This is a genomic window from Chloroflexus sp. (genome assembly GCF_034434295.1).
Classification (GTDB): domain Bacteria; phylum Chloroflexota; class Chloroflexia; order Chloroflexales; family Chloroflexaceae; genus Chloroflexus.
In genome coordinates, this window is record NZ_DAOTZQ010000108.1 from 38,195 (window position 1) to 55,341 (window position 17,147).

General features: G+C 55.2%; 15 protein-coding genes. 9 read left to right on the top strand and 6 right to left on the bottom strand.

The window, feature by feature from the left end; all coding sequences use genetic code 11:
• Window positions 1-96 precede the first annotated feature (96 nt).
• On the top strand, window positions 97-1,227 hold the full coding sequence (locus tag VAE57_RS15055) for a lipocalin-like domain-containing protein (RefSeq protein ID WP_322822682.1): 1,131 nt from the start codon (window positions 97-99) through the stop codon (window positions 1,225-1,227).
• The gene (locus tag VAE57_RS15060) at window positions 1,211-2,173 is read left to right on the top strand and encodes a CobW family GTP-binding protein (RefSeq protein ID WP_322822683.1); all 963 of its coding nucleotides are present in this window, start codon (window positions 1,211-1,213) and stop codon (window positions 2,171-2,173) included. Before VAE57_RS15055 ends, VAE57_RS15060 begins: the two co-directional genes overlap by 17 nt.
• Here VAE57_RS15060 and VAE57_RS15065 read toward each other — a convergent pair.
• The 3 genes from VAE57_RS15065 to VAE57_RS15075 are packed head-to-tail and all read right to left on the bottom strand — an operon-like array spanning window position 2,156 to window position 4,689.
• Window positions 2,156-3,067 carry a hypothetical protein gene (locus VAE57_RS15065; protein WP_322822684.1) on the bottom strand — a complete coding sequence of 304 codons (912 nt, stop codon included), beginning with the start codon at window positions 3,065-3,067 and terminating at the stop codon, window positions 2,156-2,158. The genes VAE57_RS15060 and VAE57_RS15065 overlap by 18 nt on opposite strands.
• Before the next feature lie 4 nt (window positions 3,068-3,071).
• Window positions 3,072-4,424 (bottom strand): PP2C family protein-serine/threonine phosphatase, encoded by a 1,353-nt coding sequence (locus VAE57_RS15070; protein WP_322822685.1) that lies wholly within the window; start codon window positions 4,422-4,424, stop codon window positions 3,072-3,074.
• A gap of 49 nt (window positions 4,425-4,473) precedes the next feature.
• Entirely contained in the window at window positions 4,474-4,689 is a 216-nt protein-coding gene (locus tag VAE57_RS15075) for a Franean1_4349 family RiPP (RefSeq protein WP_322822686.1), read from the bottom strand.
• Window positions 4,690-4,865: 176 nt separating this feature from the next.
• Between VAE57_RS15075 and VAE57_RS15080 the strand changes: the two genes are divergently transcribed.
• Together VAE57_RS15080 and VAE57_RS15085 are read left to right on the top strand one after the other, a co-directional pair.
• Window positions 4,866-5,477: an inorganic triphosphatase gene (locus tag VAE57_RS15080; RefSeq protein ID WP_322822687.1), complete on the top strand. Its 612-nt coding sequence runs from the start codon at window positions 4,866-4,868 to the stop codon at window positions 5,475-5,477.
• 28 nt (window positions 5,478-5,505) lie between these two features.
• Window positions 5,506-6,999, top strand: coding sequence for a CHAD domain-containing protein (locus tag VAE57_RS15085; protein WP_322822688.1), 1,494 nt, complete (start codon window positions 5,506-5,508; stop codon window positions 6,997-6,999).
• On the opposite strand, the gene VAE57_RS15090 is transcribed toward VAE57_RS15085, so the two are convergent.
• Window positions 6,969-7,709, bottom strand: coding sequence for a TIGR02206 family membrane protein (locus VAE57_RS15090; RefSeq protein ID WP_322822689.1), 741 nt, complete (start codon window positions 7,707-7,709; stop codon window positions 6,969-6,971). The genes VAE57_RS15085 and VAE57_RS15090 overlap by 31 nt on opposite strands.
• Window positions 7,710-8,791: 1,082 nt before the next feature.
• Here VAE57_RS15090 and groES point away from each other — a divergent pair.
• The 3 genes from groES (at window position 8,792) to VAE57_RS15105 (ending at window position 11,653) form a co-directional block, all read left to right on the top strand.
• Window positions 8,792-9,094, top strand: coding sequence for a co-chaperone GroES (gene groES / locus VAE57_RS15095; RefSeq protein WP_012258595.1), 303 nt, complete (start codon window positions 8,792-8,794; stop codon window positions 9,092-9,094).
• A gap of 47 nt (window positions 9,095-9,141) precedes the next feature.
• On the top strand, window positions 9,142-10,776 hold the full coding sequence (gene groL, locus VAE57_RS15100; protein ID WP_322816893.1) for a chaperonin GroEL: 1,635 nt from the start codon (window positions 9,142-9,144) through the stop codon (window positions 10,774-10,776).
• A 685-nt stretch (window positions 10,777-11,461) separates the two neighbouring features.
• On the top strand, window positions 11,462-11,653 hold the full coding sequence (locus tag VAE57_RS15105; protein ID WP_322822690.1) for a hypothetical protein: 192 nt from the start codon (window positions 11,462-11,464) through the stop codon (window positions 11,651-11,653).
• A 391-nt stretch (window positions 11,654-12,044) separates the two neighbouring features.
• On the opposite strand, the gene VAE57_RS15110 is transcribed toward VAE57_RS15105, so the two are convergent.
• Window positions 12,045-13,124, bottom strand: a complete 1,080-nt coding sequence (locus tag VAE57_RS15110; RefSeq protein WP_322822691.1) for an STAS domain-containing protein — start codon at window positions 13,122-13,124, stop codon at window positions 12,045-12,047.
• A gap of 102 nt (window positions 13,125-13,226) precedes the next feature.
• On the bottom strand, window positions 13,227-13,967 hold the full coding sequence (locus VAE57_RS15115; RefSeq protein WP_322822692.1) for an SDR family NAD(P)-dependent oxidoreductase: 741 nt from the start codon (window positions 13,965-13,967) through the stop codon (window positions 13,227-13,229).
• Window positions 13,968-15,025: 1,058 nt separating this feature from the next.
• On the opposite strand from VAE57_RS15115, the gene VAE57_RS15120 reads away from it, so the two are divergent.
• Both VAE57_RS15120 and VAE57_RS15125 read left to right on the top strand, forming a co-directional pair.
• Window positions 15,026-15,253 carry a hypothetical protein gene (locus tag VAE57_RS15120; protein WP_322822693.1) on the top strand — a complete coding sequence of 76 codons (228 nt, stop codon included), beginning with the start codon at window positions 15,026-15,028 and terminating at the stop codon, window positions 15,251-15,253.
• Between the two features lie 203 nt (window positions 15,254-15,456).
• On the top strand, window positions 15,457-16,506 hold the full coding sequence (locus VAE57_RS15125; protein WP_322822694.1) for a ParB/RepB/Spo0J family partition protein: 1,050 nt from the start codon (window positions 15,457-15,459) through the stop codon (window positions 16,504-16,506).
• Window positions 16,507-17,147: the final 641 nt, after the last annotated feature.

The following is a 17,147-nucleotide window of genomic DNA, read 5'->3' on the forward strand; positions in this document are numbered from 1 at the left end:
GCAGTGAGATGTACGCTAACCTCTGAACGACCCGGACCCGTGGTACACTACTTGTAGAGTGTCTATACAATAAACCGCTAGAATTGACGAAACGTTATGCATCTCTGGCTTAGATGTTTTCTCATCGTGATAACTACGGTTGGCCTCGCCGCTTGCACTACTACCAGCCGGCCTACCGTTCAAGCCACTATCGGCGCGATTGAGGCGGTCAATGCCGATAATATTGAGGGTTTTGAGCGGGTGATTGAACCACGTCCGTTTGTGTTTCCGGCTGACCATGGCCCTCATCCAACGTTCCAGACCGAGTGGTGGTACTACACTGGCAACCTGACTGCCGACAATGGCCGGCGCTTCGGCTTTCAGCTCACCTTCTTCCGCCGGGCGCTCAGTCCCTATCCGCTGGCCCGTGAGTCGGCCTGGGCAACCAACGATGTCTACATGGCACACTTTGCGATCAGCGATATTGATGGTGGTCGTTTCTACGCCTTCGAGCGCTTCAGTCGATCCGCGCTCGGTCTGGCGGACGCTAGCGGCGATCCGTTCCGGGTCTTTCTCAACGACTGGTCGGTTGAGGGAAGTGGCCCGCAAGGGATGACGATGCACCTCCGCGCTGCACAGGATGGAGTGGCCCTCGACCTGGTAGCCGTTAATAGCCGACCACCGGTGTTACAGGGAAATGCCGGAGTCAGCCAGAAAGGGTCGCAGGTGGGCAACGCATCGGCCTACTACTCGCTCACCCGCATGATCAGCAACGGCACTATCCAGATCGGCTCAGCGACCTATACGGTGAGCGGCCTGACCTGGATGGATCGCGAGTGGGGTACCAGTGCTCTGGAAGAAGGAATGACTGGCTGGGACTGGTTTGCCTTACAGCTTGAGAGCGGCCACGACCTGATGTATTACCAGCTCCGGGCAGCCGATGGCAAACCGTCGCCATTTGTCGGTGGTAGCCTGCTTCTCCCCGACGACACGGTGATCATCCTCGGCCCCGGTGATGTTGAGTTGGAGGTCACCGCGACCTGGCAAAGTCCGAAGAGTGGGGCGGTCTACCCGGCTGGCTGGCATCTGCGGATTCCCCGTTATGGGATTGATCTGGTTATCACACCGGCCCTGCAAGATCAAGAGCTACCCACGGCAGTCGTCTATTGGGAGGGCGCGGTGGAAGTAGAGGGTAGCATGCGCGGTCGCGGTTATATCGAGTTAACCGGTTATGCTGACGGACAATAACCCACCATCAATTCCGGTCACTATCATCAGCGGTTTTCTTGGCAGTGGTAAAACAACGCTGTTGCGCCGCCTGCTGAGTCGTGGTGATCAGCGAATTGGGGTGATCGTCAACGAATTTGGCGCGTTGGGCATTGACGGCGAACTGCTAGCGCAGAGTGGTGCTACGCTGCTGATCGAATTGAACGGTGGCTGTGTCTGTTGCGTCGCCGGCAGTGATCTGCTCCTCGCGCTTGAAACCCTGTTCGCCAGTGGGCCACTGACAGCTATCGCAATTGAAACGAGTGGTTTTGCTGAGCCAGGTGCATTGGTCCGCCAGCTTCGCGCTGCCGATATTCCAATCGATACACTGGTTACTCTCGTCTCAGCAGTTGATTACGAGCAGGCTATGGCTGCCTCACCACTCACCCTGCGCCAGATACACCTCGCCGATTTGATCCTGATCACCCACAGCGACCTGGTTTCTACGCAAACCATCGCACAGGTTAGTGAGCAACTACGCACAGTAAATCAGCGGGCACCGCTCGTTCCAATTGTCCATGGTGATGTACCAACGGGGCTGATCTTCAGCCCACGCTACGATGGCACACTACCTGCCGAAAGTCCGCACCTGCACGACGAATTTGCCGTTACGAGCTGGCAAACCGATCTACCATTACAACGCACTGCGCTCGAACAGACCCTGCGCAGACTGGCAGCCGATGGTATCTTTCGGGCCAAAGGCATCGTATACTGCACCGACTCTCCCTGGGCAGACGAAGTTCATCTGGTGGCCGGGCGCTTGACTCTTAGCGCATTGCGTCTCTCTACCCAACCCCGACCGCTCTGTCGCCTCACCCTGATCGGGTGCGCCGCCGCGCTGGAACCGGCAGCCAATGCGTTAGACTCCTGCATCGATAGCGACGAACGGATTACCCGATGGCAACAGCGGTTAGCCGGGCAGATGTAGCAACCTGATCGTTGCAATTGTCCGACCAGCCTCGGTCTCGATCATCACCAGATCGAGCAGGCGGGGAATATACGCCGCATAGGGCATCAATGCGTGCATCGCCTGTTGGCACAGGGTGACATGGGTCGAAACCAGCTCGTGGCGCAGTGCAGGATCGATGAGCCAGCGTCCGGCAATTCGTTGCCCATCGATCAGTGCCGGCCCTCCCTCTGCACGCCAGATCGCATCTGCAATCAGCCGGACCCCCCAACTTGCCCGCCCGGCCCGAACATCGTCGGCCAGATCGTGTACATCATCACGAAGCTGACGGGCAAGGATGAGTGCATCGAGTGCAACACTCAGCGCGATGGCGCACGGATCTTCGGGCTTCAGGCCGGCAAGCGCGATATGAGCGCGTTGCACCACGTGCCACCCGGCTGCGCGTGCACAAACCCAATGCGCCGTCAATGCTTGCAGTTGGGCCGGTTGCCAGTAACCGGTATGCGTGCGGGCCGCGAGTTCCTGGCGGTACGCCGCGACCATGCGTCTCTCCAGATTTGGTAGCAACTCACGATGAACCGCCAGCGTACCGAACAATCGCCAGCTTCGCCGCCACAAAGCCCTGGCCAACGGCGCAGCAGTCTGTGTCAGTTCACCATCAAGGCACGCATCGCGTATCGCCGCAGCCCAGGCACCGCATAATGTCGCCAGGCTCAAGCGTTCGATGATAGATGCCGGCAATGGCAGCAATGGTGACAACCAGATCGGCCAGAGCGTGAAGATACGATGAATCTCGTTATCGAGGACCTGATTCAGCGGGCAGCGGATAACAGGAGGGAGCGGGGCGCTCAGAGCGATCAGGCGAGAATACACTTGTTGCCAGTACGCCTCTTCAGCAGGGAGCAGGCTCAACATGCGTTTACGCCAGTACCTGGATAATAATCCCGGTCATATCATCACTCTGTTCGGCATCGCCACGAAACTGGTTCAAAACCGATAACAAATGATCGAGTGCACGTTGCGGATTGGTGGAGTCTGATTGATCAATCGCTATCATCAACCGCTCAAAGCCAAAAAGTTCTCGCTGTGCATTGCGCGTCTCAAAAAACCCATCGGTGAGGAGAAAAAGCTGATCGCCAGCCTGAAGTTGCAGCGTCGTCTCACAATATTCCCGATTAAGACGAGTGCCGAGGGGGAGGCTACCAGAACCGATTTCTTGAATCTGACCATTTCGACGGAGATAGGGTAAAGGATGACCAGCAGTGGCAAATGTCATAACATTAGTGGATGAATCGAGGATTCCAAGAAAAACAGTGACATATTGCGAGTCAACTCCATCACGGCAGAGTGCATTGTTGGTGGCACGCAGTACCGCTGCTGGTGATTGTTCAGTGGCAATGTAGGAGCGTAGAATTGAGCGTGACATCACCATAACCATGGCCGCGGCAATGCTTTTGCCGGTAACATCGGCAACGACAATCGCCCAACGCCCATCTGCCAACTGGACAAAATCATAAAAATCGCCACTCGTCTCACGGGCAGGTTCAGAATACGCGACAATACGGATATTCCCGAACAGTGGTGGTGGTGGTGGATAGAGGCGTTGCTGAAGCGAGCGGGCAATTTCGAGATCGTGGTGTAATATCTGATCCTGAATGAGGCGCGAACGGGCCTGATTCAGCCTGTGACGTGATGTTGTCAATTGATACTGATAAAACGAAATTGCCGCCCACACCAATGTCGTATAGAGAAAAAGTGGTATGAAAAAGCCGGTCGCCTCTTCAAAAACACCGCGTGTAGTACCACTGGTTGCAAAATACCAGACATAGGTTAGAAAGACAATGACAAGATTGACGATAGCGACAAAACCGGCGAAGCCCCATCCTAATAACAGTCCGTTCAAAATTACAAATAACGGAGTAATTCCCGCAAACATTGCCATGCCAATCGAGTCAAGTCTGGCTGCATTGATCAGCATGAAAACAATGATCCCTAGGTTTGTCCAACCAACGAATAGTCTTGCTCCGACTATTTCACGGTTTCTGCGGATTAACCATTCAATGGTTCCATTTATTGCTATCGAAATTGCAACCAGAATATACGCTATTGGTAGCGATAGGGGTGGAATAAGCATGATGAGTAAGGCTATTATGGTTAGCGTTAACACAAGAATGTTAAGCATTCGCAAGGTAAAACGTAGACGTATCTGGTCGCTTTCAATATCAAGCTGTTTCAGTAACTCGTTAAATGATTGAATATCTTGTGATTTCATATACCCTGCGAATGCTCTTCATGGAATGAACATGAGAAGTATCGTATTATCAGCTCCAGACCGGAGCAGCCGCCTGCCGTTCCATGTCTTCAAGCTGTTTTCGCTGCGTTGGGTCGGCAAGAGCTTTTCGCAGGCGATCCATCTCTTCGGGATCGGGCTGCAAACCGGCTTCTTTCGCTGCTGCATCCGGATCGGCCAGCAGCCGTTTGCGAAAATCGGGATCAAGCACCGCTCGACCGATCAGCCGTTCAAAGTCAGCACTCATGTGAACGCGGCCTCCTTCCATTGACTGAACACCATTGACAAGGGCAAGTATACCACTTCTTTACTTTTATATTGCAGAAAACCGTGTTCAGAGCGGCATGTTCACCCTGTAAGGTGCGAAACCCATTACAATAATATATGATAAAGGTATGACCAAACCTATGCGCGGAGTTCCTTATGGAAATTGAGGCAAAGTACAAGATCAGCGCCGGTGATATGGATCGACTGGCGACGTTGAGTGCGCTTGGGCCATATACGTTACGCACAATGGCCAGTGAACATCAACGGAACACCTATTACGACAGCGCTGATGGCAGGCTGGCTCAAGCACGTTACGGCCTGCGGATTCGCCAGATTGGTAAGCGATCAATCATCACGCTTAAAGGGCCGGCCCGCGTTGATGACCAGGGCATTCATCGTCGGGCAGAGTTTGAGTTTCCCGGAGATGATCCCGATCCGGCTCACTGGCCAGCGGGACCGGCTCGTGATCTGGCGCAGGCGCTGTTGTTGGGAGCGCCGGTGCGTCCACTGCTGACCATCGAAACCAATCGGCGGATTATTCACGCCCATCGTGATGGTCAGGATCGCGTTGAGCTAAGTCTCGACCGGGGTACCATCTATGCGGGTAAGAAGCAGGCCCCAATCTGCGAGCTGGAACTGGAAGTGCTGCCGACAGGATCGGTCTACGATATAACTGAACTGGCTGCTGTACTCAGCGCCCTGGTCAACATTATGCCCGAACGCCAGAGCAAGCTCGAACGGGGCATGGCCTTACTACAGCGTAAGTAATTCTTGCATACCTGAGAGGAGCAGGCGGATGGGAGTAGCCACACATTTGACTGATTATGTTGAGACATTACTCACCGAATACCGGGTGGACCGGGCACATGCCCGGCAGGTGGCCGATCACGCTCTGATACTGTTTGACGCATTACAGTTGGATCAAAGCTCATCATCTGAAGCCCGTGCATTAGTCGAAGCCGGTGCGTTGTTACACAATGTTGGTCTGACCACCGATCCACCAGAACATCATCTGGTTGGTCGTGATATTGTGCTACGCCATGCTCCTGGTGATGCAACCGATCATCTGATTATCGCGGCAATTATTGCCCTTCATCGCCGCAAGCCGCGCTTTCAAATAGAACCAACAGTGATTTGCCTGAACAAACGAGCACGGAAGCTGGCTCTACAACTGGCTGCGATTGTGCGGGTCGCCGACGGTTTCGATTATAGCCAGACCCAGACCACAAAAATTCAGGTTCTGAACAGGAATGGGCGGCTGAGCCTGGTGGCTACCGGCCCACATGCTGCGGTTGATAGTGAGCGGGCACTGGCCAAAGCCGATCTGTGGGAGCGTGTGATCGGGCCACGCCCGGAAATAGTGGTGCAGAGTGAGGGTACCGTCGTTGAAGCAGTACCCGGTGAAGATGAGCCGACTGACAGGCTGCCATACTGGTATGCATCAGGGGCAGTTCCATTTGCTGAATTGGGGCGTATCGTCTTGCGGCGCCAGATTCGTCGTTTCCAGCAAACGGCGCGGGCGGTCAAGGATGATGAAACGATTGAAGCGGTTCATGATCTACGGGTCGCTACTCGACGGATTCGGGCCGCGTTACGTCTCCTATCGCCGGTCGCCCCGGCCAAAGCTGCGCGACGGGTAACAACCGCTGTCCGTACACTGGCCCGGCAGGCCAGTGCTACCCGTGATCGGGATGTCTTGCTCCATGATATGACCGGTCGCGATATGAGCGGTCTGGCACCGGTGATTGAGGCAATACGCGCCGAACGAATGGCTGCGCACGCTGAACTGGTGAATTATGTATCCGCCAAGCGATACGAGCGTGAGCTGCGGGCGTTAGCCCAACTGGCATGCATCAATGAAGGATGGGACAACCGACCGCGGGTGCGTGATCATGCAGGCAGTATGCTGTACGCCCATTATGAAGCGCTACGTTCGTATGATCGTGATGGTTTACCCGAAGATGAAGCGAGCCTGCATGCAATGCGCATTGCCGGGAAACGGCTGCGCTACGCGCTTGAGCTGGTCGGAGATATTGTCGGTGAGCGATTAGGTGATCTCTTGCAACCTCTGATCGATTTCCAGGATCATCTCGGTGCTCTCAACGATATTAGTGTAGCGCGTGGTTTACTGGCACCCCATACTGACCATGCGCCGGCGGCGGTTGCCGGCTACCTGGCGGCGCGTGAAGCGGAATGGGCTACGCTTCGTCAGGAATTACCGGAATGCTGGAGCGTTCTGGCAAGTTCCACCTACCGGAATCATTTACTCGCCGTCATCGGAGATCTCTGACGGAGATCGGCCAGGGCAAATGGGAGATAGAGAATCAGAATAGTAGCAATGCCGATCACCTCCATCCAGATGATGTAAATTGGCCACGGGCCGAGCAGATCGAGGAGACTCGGCGTATACGGTTTACGGGCCAGGAAGAGATAATTGCTGTCAAGCAACCAGTTCACGACGCCGACCGCCGCCATCAACAGATTCGCCCCGATGATCACCCGCCCTACCGAACGCCAGGTGGGGCGGTATCCTTCCAGCGCGATCATTGTTAACGCGGCTAACACGATGCCACCGTGCGAAATAAAGCTTTGAAACGCCCGAAAGTGGGGAAAACCATAGACTCCGATGTCGGGCGTTAGCAATGCCTGCACTGCACCGCCAATCCCCATGAAGTAAGCAAACTCGAAGATGCGATAGCTACGGGTGAGGAGCATGATGGCAGAAAGCCACGTAAACATGGTGCAGAGGTGCAGCGGTAACATATACTGAATTGACCAGAGACCGTGCACCCAGAACCACCAGTTGTACGCCAGCTCATTGACCGCCAGGGTAAACGCCAAGCCATACCGCCAGTAGCGTCCTGCCTCTGACGACATTCGACGACCAGGGCCAAGTATCCAACCACACGCAACGGCGACACACGTCAGTGCAATCAGGTGTGGCCCGCTGAAGAGTACAAATGGCGGCCCATTCCAATGCAATGCGAAGAGATCATTCATGTCCCCTCCGTCGTTCGTTACTCGCAACAACTGAATACTTCTATCATAACCCAAGTTGCCACCTTAGTTCACCACAGAGACACGGAGGACACAGAGGAAGTGGATACCTCGGGTTGCTTCCGTGAGATATGACGTAGCACGTCCACAGGAACTTGCTGCTCCCCATATCGTTCGTACAGTTACGCCATACAGTGTTGCGTGCAACGTCGTGCTGGTCATCCTGGTAGTAAACCCCTCTGTTCCGCTCACAGCATAGGTGGCAACTTGGATTATCGTGACAGAAACCAAAAAACTGGGATTGCCCACACTGCTGCGCTATCGCTATATCCGGCATCACTGTAGAACCTATTTCAAAAAACATCTGCTAGAGATTATCTCATTCATTGCCGACCGACCCCATATCGTGGCGAGCACCCACAGCATCCGCGTGACCAGCTGGGTCAACGGCAGGCCACGTGCCGGATCGTGAGTACGGCTGGCGCGGCAGCCACGCTGCCGCACTCCAAACTTCGCGACACGCGCATGACAGGCGGGTCAGGGAATCAATCCAACGCTGGCAATGGTTATCAGCCCGCCTCGCTTTCACATCGGCAGCATGGGAACAGGATATACTGGCTTTAGCGATTGGCAAGCGTTCATGCGCCTGGGCAATGGTCAGTTAGCACGACAGTACGGCTTTGATGAAATGAGTTCCAGGAAAATCTATGTGCCACTTTTAGTATAAGGCTGCATCAGGGTGTAAGCATGCGGGGTGGGATTGGTGGCAATGGTGAAGGTGAGTCGTGCTGCCAGCATATTGCTTCGATATGGCCGCACGGCCAGGTACAGACAGAACGATCACCCCTGGCGAGATGCACATCTGTGCGCAGCTTTGCAGCGCAAAAGCCGGATTGCACAACTGCTATAATCTGCCTGGCGAACGGACTTCTAGCAATCTCTAACGCCGAGTGCTAAAACTGACTTGACAAACCGACCGTTCTTGTGTACTATTACCAACGGATTAGCACTGTCGCATAGAGAGTGCTAATTCATGGAACCTTCGCACATTGGAAGAAACCTATACCAAACGGAGGATAGCAGCTATGGCGGATTTCCGCATCCGACCCCTTGGCGACCGTGTGGTGGTCAAGCCGGTAGAGCGTGAAGAGAAGACCAAGACCGGCATTTACCTGCCTGATACGGCCAGCAAAGAGCGCCCAATGGAAGGCACGGTGCTGGCAGTTGGTGAGGGTCGCCGTGATGACAATGGCAAGCTGATCCCGATGAACGTTAAAGTTGGCGACCGTGTGATCTTCGCCAAGTACAGCGGCACCGAATTCAAGCTCGATGATGTCGAGTATCTAATCCTGTCGGAGAAGGATATTCTGGGTATCGTTCAGGAGTAACAACGTCGCGCAAGTAGCGCTATTCTCAAGGGAGGATTATAGATCCTATGCCAAAGCAGCTTTATTTCAATGAAGAGGCACGCCGTGCCCTGAAGCGTGGTGTTGACCTGGTAGCTGATGCGGTGAAGACCACGCTCGGCCCGCGCGGTCGCAATGTGGCAATTGACAAGAAGTTTGGTTCGCCGACAGTAACCCACGACGGTGTGACGGTCGCGAAGGAGATCGAGCTGAAGGATCCCTTCGAGAACATGGGTGCGCAACTGCTTAAGGAGGCTGCGACCAAGACCAACGATGTGGCTGGTGATGGTACCACCACTGCGACGGTGCTGGCCCAGGCCATCGTTACGGAGGGTCTGAAGGTAGTAGCCGCCGGTGCCAATGCCATGTTGCTCAAGCGTGGTCTTGATCGTGGTGCCGAGGCCCTGGTAGCCGCTATCAAGGCGAGCGCCGTACCGGTCCGCGACCGCGCCGACATTGCCCACGTTGCCACCAACTCGGCGGCTGACAGCGAAATTGGTGAGCTGATCGCCGAAGTGATGGAGAAGGTTGGCAAGGACGGTGTGATCACCGTTGAAGAGTCGAAGGGCGTTACCTTCGAGAAGGAATACACCGAAGGTATGCAATTCGACCGGGGCTACATTTCGGGCTACATGGTCACCAACGTCGAGCGCCAGGAAGCCGAGCTTGACGAACCCTACATCCTGATTACCGACAAGAAGATCAGCAGCATTCAGGAAATCCTGCCGGTGCTCGAGAAGGTGTTGCAGGTGACGAAGAACTTCGTCATCATCGCTGAAGACGTTGATGGCGAAGCGCTGGCGACACTGGTGGTCAACAAGCTGCGTGGCACGATCAATGCCCTGGCCGTCAAGGCGCCTGGCTTCGGTGATCGCCGCAAGGCTATGCTGCAGGACATTGCTATTCTCACCGGTGGCACCGTCATCAGCGAGGAGATTGGCCGCAAGCTTGATAGCGCTACCATCGAGGACCTGGGCCGCGCTCGTAAGGTGATTGCAACCAAGGACGACACGACGATTATCGAGGGCCGTGGCGATGAGGCGGCGATCCGCGCCCGCATCGAGCAGATCCGTGCCCAGATTGCGACCACAACCAGCGACTTTGATCGCGAGAAGCTGCAAGAGCGGCTGGCCAAGCTGGCCGGTGGTGTGGCCGTGATCAAGGTCGGTGCTGCGACCGAGCCTGAGCTGAAGGAGAAGAAGCATCGCGTTGAGGACGCGCTGAGCGCAACCCGCGCTGCCGTTGAAGAGGGCATCGTGCCCGGTGGTGGTGTCGCGCTGATCAACGCTATTCCGGCGCTCGACAACGTGCAGGTTGCTCACGAAGACGAGAAGGTCGGTCTCCAGATTCTGCGTCGTGCACTCGAGGAGCCGCTGCGCATCCTGGCCCGCAACGCCGGCGAGGACGGTTCGGTGATTATCGCCAATGTCCGCCGCTTGCAAGAGGAGAAGGGTGACAAGACCATCGGTTACAACGTGCTGACCGGTCAGTATGGCAGCATGATCGAGCAGGGTATTATCGACCCGGTGAAGGTCACCCGCAGCGCTGTGCAGAACGCGGTCTCGATTGCCGGTATGATCCTGACCACCGAGGCGCTGATTACCGACATTCCTGAGGAAAAGCCGGCGGCAACTCCGGGCGCCGGTGGCGGGATGGACTTCTAACGTTCCAGCGCTACGATAGTATGACAGGGGTGTACGAACGTGCACCCCTGTTTGTTTTTGGTTTGAGCGTATATGTTTCTCTTGAATGACACTATGCATTTGTTGGCAAGCTGCCGGTGTGTTCCTGGCGAGCTGCTAGTGGTTCATCAGAGGTGCACGAACTGGTTCACGCGTTGTCACGCCCGGTCACCGCACCAGTGTGATGGGTGGCGAGCGTGTCGTGTGGCCTACAACCCGCCCCGCGTGACCAGTAGGGTCAACGACGTGCCCCGCGCTGGGTCGTGAGGACGGCTGTTGCGGCAGCATGGCTGCCGCACGCCATACACAGCGCCACGTGGATGACGCACGGGCACGGCAACCCATCCAGCGTATGCTGGCACCGGCAATGGTCGGTAGTCAGCCTCCTCCTGCCATACCGGTAGCCTGGGTGTAGGAGATGTTGTTATTGGCGATTGGCAAGCGTTCATAAGCGTGGGCGATGATCAGGTAGCACAACAGCACAGCTTGTATGAAATAAGTTCTAGCTAAGACGAATCATAAGACAATCTTCCACCTGCTTCCTATCTACCTCCAATAGTGCTACCATGCTGTATATACACGCACAAGATATATCAGTAGCCGGATTGTATTTAGTGTATAATAGCGGTATGATATGTCAAATATATGTCCAGGCAGGAGGCGAGCGATGGATCTCTGGATTATGATCGGTATCGTCATCTTCGTCTTTATTGGGCAGGCCATTCTGTGGTCGTGGGTCATCATTCGGCGGAATCGGGTGGCACCTGACGTTAAGATCTTCAACTGGCGCGAACTCTCGCAAGCCTTTGACCGCTGGCTGGCGGATCGGCAGCGCCGACGCCGTTCGTCGTACCGTTAAGCTGTTGTCGATGATCTGGTACGGTGCAACATCTGAATACTGCACCGTACCTTGTTTTTGTGCGCCAACCATGGTGACGGGGGGATTGTCGATCGGAGAGGTAAGTGCAGGTTAATAAGGGTGAGGTTTTACCTTGCTTCAAGCCGCCAGCACTCTCTCACCATACGACACGCACCGGATTGGTGACGGGCATGTATACGCGCAATGGTACAGGAGACTGACATCAAACCTATCAACGACACATAACACAAGACAATAGCGGGCAGTCATAGATACATGGTATCAGGAACCGGGTAGGGTGGGCAACCGGTACATACCTGCCGGGATATGCCTATAGAGTCTGCGCAAGTGCAGGTAGGGCGTGTGTTTGTGGGTCGCTTTCAACCGGTGCCTACGCCGTTACCCGCTGACGCCGTAGTGCCGACGCCAGATCGGCTGCGGTCGTTACCTCAGACAGATCGATCCCCAGCGCTACAATTGTCTGTGCAACTTCTGGACGCACACCAACCAGGGTTACTGTTGCCCCCAGCAAGCGGGCCGACTGCACCAGTTGCATCAGACCGGCAGCGACCGTTGTGTCAACAAACGGCATCCCGGTGATGTCAAGCACCAGATGGCGGGCATCGGCCCGATCAATCGCCTGAAGTGCTGTCGCCTGCGCCACCGCGATCCGTTCGGCATCAAGCTCACCAACCAGAGGCATCACCAGGGTTTCCTGAGAAACCGGCAGCACCGGCATACTCAAACCTCGAATCAGCTCACGCTGACGCTCATTTTCAGCCAGTAGTCGCGATTGCTCGGCCATTTGCCGCTCAACTTCGGCCAACGCCTGCTGCAAATCAGCCGTCCGTTGGGCAACCCGTTCCTGCAGGCCGGTGCGCTCATGCTGAAGCGCCTCGTTGGTCTGCCGCAACTGGCTGATAACCCCCAACAGGCGTTCGTGAAAGAGCCAGAGCTGCAATAACAGGATTGCACTGATCCCCAACACACCGGCAAACTGAAACGGTAGTTCCAGAACCTCGGGTACCGGCGGAAAGAGACGTACCTGCGAACCCAGTACTATCGTGACAACAACGGCAATCCAGGCTACGATAAGCAAGCGCCTGAGCGCAACTCCGCTCAGAAATGGCAGCATGGCGACAATTGCCAGCACAGGGGCAAATGCCATCAGCGAGGCCAGATTCGGCAAGATAACCGCTCCGAATAGGCCGTACAGAATGAGAGCAATAAATGAAGTCATTAACGCGACACGTACCTGACCGCTGCGTGTTTGTGCCCATGCCTGTAGGAGACCGACAACCAATACCCAATCCAGGATCATGAGCGCAATCAGGGTGGGGGTGCGCCAGATTGCCGCAGACACGGTCGCAACGATTGCGACAATCCCGACAATCCCGGCTACCCAGAGAAAGAAGCGCTGGAGCTGGCGAACCTGTTCGAGGGTAAGGATGGACATGGTTGACTCGCTCATGGACATAATTCCTCACATGATTGCGATCTGCGTTGTTTATGGCGATGTCCGGTACGCCATACTATCATATCTTAACAAACGCATGTCAGTCAGGCTTTTCTTCTAATCCATCGTCAGGCCACCATCGACATCAACTGTCTCGCCGGTGATGAAAGATGCTTCGGCTGAGGCCAAAAACAGCGCTGCTGCCGCCACCTCTGTCGGTAGGGCAAAACGACCCAGAGGGATCAGGCGCTGCGCTCGTTCCCGCAATTCCGGCGTCATCACCGACAACAGTAGGGTCTCGACTGGGCCGGGACAAATTGTGTTTGCCGTGATCCCATGTGGCGCCAGCTCGCGGGCCAGTGCTTTAGTCAGACCAATCGCTCCCGCTTTGGCGGCGCTGTAGGCAGCACTGCCGAGGATCCCACCGCCACGCTTGCCGGCAACTGAAGCAATGGTGATTAGACGACCGTAGCCGGTCGCAATCATTACTGGCACGACTGCCCGGCATGTGTGATATATCGCTGTAAGATTGACTGCCAGCGTGCGTTCCCATTCAGCAGGTGTTAAATCAAGAAATGGCGCGGAACTAAGCACGGCAGCGTTATTCACCAGAATATCAATTCGCCCCCACTGATGTAATACGTGATTGACGGCGGTATCTACCTCTGCGGCAACGGCAACATCGGCCACGATACCCTGCGCTTGATCACCGAGTCGCTCAGCAGCGGCAACCACTGTCGCGTCACGGTCTAGCAACGCAACCTGCGCACCATGTTCGACAAATGCGGTGGCAATTGCGTGGCCGATACCACGTCCGGCACCGGTGACAATGGCAGTACGACCTCGTAGATCAAACATTGATGACCCTCGGTATGCGGTTATGATGATGCGTTATCATAATTCCAAAAGATACGGTAGTCAACTATTGACAGTCCGATCAGTGTAGAACCTGTTGCAACAAAGCAAAGTTCGTTTGGCATCGCCGACAGGAGCCGGTCAGCACACTGTGAATACGCATCAGGACAGGCTAGCGACCGCTGTTGTGGTGATAGCAAAGTCAGCCCGTTAATCTTTATCAGGCATGATCGAGAATGGATCGCGCATCTTCCCAGTGAGCAGGGTGATCGGTACGACACGCATCTGGTAGAGGGCACAGCTACGCCAGACGGTGCGACAAATGCTGCACTGTGTGTTGACCTGAACGATGCACCACTCGCCGGCATGTCAGAGCGGCGCATGCGTCGCCCCTACAACTCATCATCACAGCAAGTATGGCAGCACAACGTGACACACCAGCCAACTCTTACCCTGATACTGCACCTGAACGAGACACTGCTGGATGCCAGCACTGGTATGATGAGCGGTTATGCTATACGCAAGTACGCAACGGTATAGGAAATGCAACTGCTGGAAGCCAATACTGGCATGATGAGCGGTTATGTCATTAATGACTGACAGACTAGAACCTGTTTCAAAAACATCTGCTAGAAGTTATCATTCACTCCTAACCTCCTCTATGATCGTAACGAGCACATCCAGCATCCCAGAGACCGGTAGGGTCAACGGTGTGCCCCGTGCCGGATCGTGAGCACGGCTGCTGCGGCAGCCATGCTGCCGCACTCCAAATACTGCGACACGTGCGTGACGAGCGGGCACGGCAACCCATCCAGTGCGTGATGGCACGACTGGAGCTGCTCTCTGTCAACAGGTCAGGAGCAGGATAAACGGGTCTTTGGTGATGGGTAAGTGTTTATGCGTCTGGGTGATAGTCTGTAGCACGATAGCACAGTGTTTATGAAATAAGTTCTAGCGTGATGAGAATACATTGCATCGCCGGAGCTAGCAGGATACACGGCATGACATTCACCGGATTGTGAGCATGGCTGCCGCACTCCAAACGCTGCGACACGTGCATAATGAGTGTTCAAGGCAACCAAATCAAACGAGTGGTGATACTGGTGATGGTCGTCGGCCCTCCTCGCTCCCATACCGGCAGCCTGGGAGCAGCAGATTCTGGCGTTGGGGATGAGCAAGCGTTCATGAGCCTGCGTAATGATCGGCTAGCACGACAGCACAGCGGGCGACGCATGCGTCGCCCCTACAACACCACCGACAACCAACCGACCCGCTGGTGGCACACCTGAACGATGCAGATTGTTGAGAAAGATTTGGTATCAGATGGTGGAATGTAAGCACTACCAGGACTCTCCACGGCGGGCCGGTGCACTGATCTTGGGTTATTGTTTGCCAGAATAGCGTAATCCTGCTATACTTGGTACAATTGTTCGGATAGATCACAATGACCGGGTGAGGCCGGTCATTCTGTTGTCAGAGGGAGAACTCTGAAATGCAGTTGCTCTACCTCGATCCACATCAGTTAGAGGTTGATCCCACCGGTGTGCGTGAAGAACCGGGGGATATTGCCGGTCTGGCGACAACGATAGCTGAATACGGAATGCTCCAGCCAATAGGGGTGACACCAATCGGCGGTGGACGCTACCGGGTAGTGTACGGCGGGCGACGGCGAGCCGCAGCCATCCAGCTCGGTCTGAGCAAAGTGCCGTGCATTGTACTCGATAACGATGATCCTGATCTTCTGCTACGCCAACTCATAGAAAATGTGCAGCGGCAGGATTTGAACGACCTCGAACAGGCCCGCGCTTTTGCCCGTCTCCGCGAGCATATCATCGCAACCCGCGGTAAATTGCCCGACAACGAACTCGACGAGGCGGTTGGTCAGGCGGTGGGGCTGGGAGCACGCACGGTTCGCCGCTATCTCGGCCTCCTGGAACTGCCTGAAGAAGTGCAACAGATGATTCGGCGCGGCGATCTAAACGTAACCCAGGCTCAACATCTACGTCGAATTACCAACTCGAAGACACAAATTGATCTCGCCCGCTTTGCCGTTGAGGAGGGGATGTCGGCAGCCGAATTGAGTCGGCTCACCACCTACTTTGCCGCCAACCCAAACCTCACCCTTGACGTGGCTTTGCAGGCGCTCGAACAGGGTGAGGAGTTACGCACGAAGGCCACGCCAGCCGGAAGCAGTGGTGGTCCGCTGAGCCATACCCCGGTGGCAACGGTCGATCTCCCGGCACATGATGACACCTGGGACGATGAGGAACAGGCCGACACCTATCTGACTGTAGAAGAAGAGACTATCGAGAATCAGCCCAAAAACAAGGTGCGCGTCTTCCGCATCCGCTCGCTCGATCAGATGGTCGACGAGAGTGATCGGTTGGCCCGTGCTGTGCATGATGGCGATCTGCTGAAGTGGATTGAACGAGACGAGGGTGCAGTCTTCAAGGTACGGCTCTTGTTACGCCAATTAGAAAGCCTGACCCGTGCCTTACGCGAGATTGCCCGCCAACGAAACCTGCCTCTCGATGAGGAGTAGCGGTCACAACCACCTGCTGGCGTGGCGCGATTAACAGTCGCCACGCCAGTGGTGAGATAGTGCGCAGTGTTTGTCCGCTCTTCACCACTGATACCATAACCCAGGTTGCTCCCTTTGTCACCACAGAGACACGGAGGATGGGTATAATGCGGGTTGCTACCATGAGGCGTGACGGAGCATGTTCATAGGAACTGGCTGCTCCTTACATCGTTATGCGGTACGCCATACGGTGGTGAGGGCAACGTTGTGCTGTTCATACTGGTTGTGCTGTTCATACTGATAGTTGGCTTCTGTCGCCTGCTCTCAGCATAGGTGGTAACTTGGGTTATGAAATAAATTCTGGTCACCTGTCCGCCTTTCGCGTTTGAGGCCACAACCTCACACGATAGCGAAGCTGCGCTGCATGTTTGAAAAAGCCGGTCAAGATAGATGGTAGCAAACGGTATCCCCCCTATCTGACCGGCAACTATTGACAAGTCTGGTATGATAGCAAAACAACCCCTGGAACATTTCTAATAATTTAATCCAAGTTGCTACCTTATATCACCACAGCGGCACGGAGGACACAGAGGATGGGCATAACCCGAGTTGTTGCCTTAAGGCGTGACGGAGCGCGTCGATGGGAACGGCTGCTACCTAAA

Coding starts and splice junctions, on each gene's coding strand:
- VAE57_RS15055 (WP_322822682.1), top strand. CDS start 97: ATGCATCTCTGGCTTAGATGTTTTCTCATCGTGATAACTACGGTTGGC.
- VAE57_RS15060 (WP_322822683.1), top strand. CDS start 1,211: ATGCTGACGGACAATAACCCACCATCAATTCCGGTCACTATCATCAGC.
- VAE57_RS15065 (WP_322822684.1), bottom strand. CDS start 3,067: ATGTTGAGCCTGCTCCCTGCTGAAGAGGCGTACTGGCAACAAGTGTAT.
- VAE57_RS15070 (WP_322822685.1), bottom strand. CDS start 4,424: ATGAAATCACAAGATATTCAATCATTTAACGAGTTACTGAAACAGCTT.
- VAE57_RS15075 (WP_322822686.1), bottom strand. CDS start 4,689: ATGAGTGCTGACTTTGAACGGCTGATCGGTCGAGCGGTGCTTGATCCC.
- VAE57_RS15080 (WP_322822687.1), top strand. CDS start 4,866: ATGGAAATTGAGGCAAAGTACAAGATCAGCGCCGGTGATATGGATCGA.
- VAE57_RS15085 (WP_322822688.1), top strand. CDS start 5,506: ATGGGAGTAGCCACACATTTGACTGATTATGTTGAGACATTACTCACC.
- VAE57_RS15090 (WP_322822689.1), bottom strand. CDS start 7,709: ATGAATGATCTCTTCGCATTGCATTGGAATGGGCCGCCATTTGTACTC.
- groES (WP_012258595.1), top strand. CDS start 8,792: ATGGCGGATTTCCGCATCCGACCCCTTGGCGACCGTGTGGTGGTCAAG.
- groL (WP_322816893.1), top strand. CDS start 9,142: ATGCCAAAGCAGCTTTATTTCAATGAAGAGGCACGCCGTGCCCTGAAG.
- VAE57_RS15105 (WP_322822690.1), top strand. CDS start 11,462: ATGGATCTCTGGATTATGATCGGTATCGTCATCTTCGTCTTTATTGGG.
- VAE57_RS15110 (WP_322822691.1), bottom strand. CDS start 13,124: ATGAGCGAGTCAACCATGTCCATCCTTACCCTCGAACAGGTTCGCCAG.
- VAE57_RS15115 (WP_322822692.1), bottom strand. CDS start 13,967: ATGTTTGATCTACGAGGTCGTACTGCCATTGTCACCGGTGCCGGACGT.
- VAE57_RS15120 (WP_322822693.1), top strand. CDS start 15,026: ATGAGTGTTCAAGGCAACCAAATCAAACGAGTGGTGATACTGGTGATG.
- VAE57_RS15125 (WP_322822694.1), top strand. CDS start 15,457: ATGCAGTTGCTCTACCTCGATCCACATCAGTTAGAGGTTGATCCCACC.